This window comes from Streptococcus sp. DD11, from assembly GCF_001578865.1.
Taxonomy (GTDB): Bacteria; Bacillota; Bacilli; order Lactobacillales; family Streptococcaceae; genus Streptococcus; species Streptococcus panodentis.
In genome coordinates, this window is sequence record NZ_KQ969395.1 from 267,212 (window position 1) to 270,145 (window position 2,934).

The 2,934-nt window shown below is 52.0% G+C and carries 2 protein-coding genes; both read right to left on the minus strand.

The window, feature by feature from the left end:
• Window positions 1–458: 458 nt before the first annotated feature.
• A complete protein-coding gene (locus STRDD11_RS09015; protein ID WP_128837038.1) occupies window positions 459–1,190 on the minus strand; it encodes a metallophosphoesterase in 732 nt (243 codons plus the stop codon).
• A gap of 145 nt (window positions 1,191–1,335) precedes the next feature.
• Window positions 1,336–2,934: DNA repair protein RecN (gene recN / locus STRDD11_RS09020; RefSeq protein WP_128837117.1), on the minus strand; the 1,599-nt coding region annotated here is incomplete at its 5' end.

A 2,934-nucleotide genomic window follows, 5' to 3' on the forward strand; every position in this document is an offset into this window, starting at 1 on the left:
AGACTTATTCGGAAACCCTATACTGAGCCCCTTCGCCTTAAGCGGTCGGTACATAAGCAAACAACTCCGTCGGTTCACTGCTAAATGAAAAGTCTGAGATCTTTTCGCCTGCCTCGCTCACAAGCTCCGGGGAAGGTTTGGAGTTGGTGGATGAGTCTGTCCCACTCTCATATCATTAGCTTAGCTGGACTATTGATACTTCCTTTCGGTCTTTCATCTGCAGCCTCCAAGACTCCACTGCAGCCTTGGACCGCTGACCGCAAAGGCAGTTGACACGTCCTATCACTGTTAAGAGACTATTAAGGCTCTGTTTCTCACTATTCAAAGAAAGCCAAAGGAAAAATACTCATCAGTCTCCCAACAGGTCTATTTTTTAATTTTTAAGATGCGCTTCTATCCCATCGCCAGCAGCTTTACTTTCGGCCAGCTGCCCAGCAGGAATTCTCATCGTCTGACTTTCAGCCCTCCAATGCTGTCCAGCCGTCATTTTTAATAAAAAATCGTTCCATGATTCCGCTGTTTCCAAAGAGCACCCCGTGGAGTACTCCGCCATAAACAGCCCCGCCATCCATGCCAATCTTATGATCCTCTGTCATCCAGAGGCGATCCGTACCCGGCGCCTGATGCAACAGATAAAAAGTAGGCGTATGGCCAAAGACAATAATCTTGCCAGTGCGGTTGAATCCCTCATGAAAAGGCGTCCGAATCCAAACCTTCTGATAGTCAGATGTGTCATGCCAATCATGCAGGCTCAAATCCAGTCCGGCGTGGACAAAGATATACCTCTCTGTCTCAAGGATAAAAGGCATCTGGCGGATAAAGGCCACCACATCAGCTGCTTCTGTCCGGACCCGCTCAGCATCTGCTACTCCATCGACAGGCGCATCCAAGGCCCGGCCCAAGAGCGAATTAATCGTCGTATCACCGCCGTTGCGCCGGTAATGGTCATAAGACTGTTGAGGATTGTCCAGCCAGGTCAGAAACATATACTCATGATTGCCAGACAGGCAGATCGCTCCCTCCTGGTCCTCCAAGCCCTTGACCCGCTCCAAGACTGCTCGGCTGTCCTCGCCACGGTCAATCAAATCGCCCAGAAAAACCAGCTGGCTTTGGCCGTCCCAATGCTGGAGCAGCTCGTCCAGCATGCCGGCCTTGCCGTGGACATCCCCGATTGCAAAATAGTCTGTCATACTTATCACCTCCTAAAGAGAGGCTGGGACAGGACCCCCATGATGGCTGCGCCTCACCTGCAGAGGGAGCTATCTTTGGGAAGATACCGTATGAAAAATACCCAGCTTCTCATATTCTATCGTTTGATTTGCATGACGCAGTGGTTTATTTCTTCAATAATTCTCTGGCCTGCGTCAGAGCAGCCTCGGTGACATCTTCTCCTGCCAGCATCTTGGCCACCTCCTGCACGCGCTCGTCTGTCGTCAGTAGGCGGACCGTTGAGACAGTCGAATTTTCATCTGAAATTTTCTCGATAAAGAACTGATAATCCGCAATGGCAATAACCTGCGGCAAGTGAGAAATAGCCAGCACCTGCCCGTTGGATCCGATTTTGTGGATTTTCTGGGCAATTGCTTGGGCTACCCGGCCGGAAACACCGGTGTCCACCTCATCAAAAACGATACTGGTCTTGCCCTCCTTGCGGGAGAAGGCTGACTTGATGGCCAGCATGAGCCGGGACAGCTCTCCGCCTGATGCGACCTTGACCAAGGGCTTAAAGTCCTCTCCCGGATTGGTCGAAATATAAAACTCGACCTGCTCATTGCCCTCGCGGTTAAACTTGCCCTTGCTGAACTGCACCCGAAAATCGGCCTTTTCCATATAGAGATCCTGCAGCTCCTGCTTGATTTCTGCTTCCAGCTGCTGGGCCAGTTCATGCCGGGCCTGACTGAGTTCCTGAGCCAGACCGACCAGCTCCCTTTCCAGAAGCTTCAGGTCCCTGTCTAAATCATCCGAAGACAGATTGCTGCCAGTCAGCAGATGGTACTCCTTTGAAATCTGAGCAAAATAATCCAGCACATCATCAACTCCGCCGCCGTACTTGCGGGTGATGCTGTTAATCAAGTCCAAACGGCTCTCCAGCTGCAGAAGCCGGCTGCTGTCAAAATCCAGCCCATCCAGAATATCCTCTAAGCGTTTAGCTGCATCTTCCAGAACATAGTAGCTGTCGGACAGGCTTCCTGCCAAGTCCTTGTATGCTGGATCGTATTCTTCGATTGATTCCAGATCATTCATGGCTGAGCGGACATTGGCCAGACTGGAAAATTCCTCATTATCCAGCAAACGGGATGCATTGGTCAGCGTATCGGCAATGAGCTTGTGATTGAGCAGGCGGTCCCGCTCCTGATGCAGAGCCAAGTCCTCTCCGCTCTTCAAATCTGCGCTTTCAATCTCGGCAATCTGAAATTCCAGCATGTCAATCCGCGCTTTGTTCTCCTGCTGGCTTTTCTGCAGGGTCAGGACCTGTCTGCGCAGCTTGCGGTAGCGGTCAAAGGTCTCCTGATAACGCCCTTTGAGCTCCTGAAACGCTTCATGACCAAACTCATCCAGCATAGCAATATGGAGCTGAGAGCGCATGAGCTCTTCCTGATCGTGCTGGCCGTGGATGTCTACCAAATGCTGGCCGACAGCCCGCAGGACTGACAAATTGACCATCTGGCCGTTAATCCGGCTGACACTGCGGCCGTTTTGCAGGATTTCCCGGCGGATAATCAGCTCATCTGTCAGCTCCAAGCCCTGCTCTTCAAAGAGCTCCTGCAGCGCCCGGCTGTTTTCCAAGGAAAAAAAGCCCTCAATCTCAGCCTTGGCTGCCCCGTGGCGGATGACATCCGTGGTCGCCCGGCTGCCCAGCATCATATTCATCGCATCGATGATGATGGATTTGCCGGCCCCGGTTTCCCCAGTCAGAACAGTCATTCCCTGCTC

What these genes read in the sequence shown, in the direction of transcription:
- STRDD11_RS09015 (WP_128837038.1), bottom strand. Translation starts at nt 1,190, where the DNA reads ATGACAGACTATTTTGCAATCGGGGATGTCCACGGCAAGGCCGGCATG.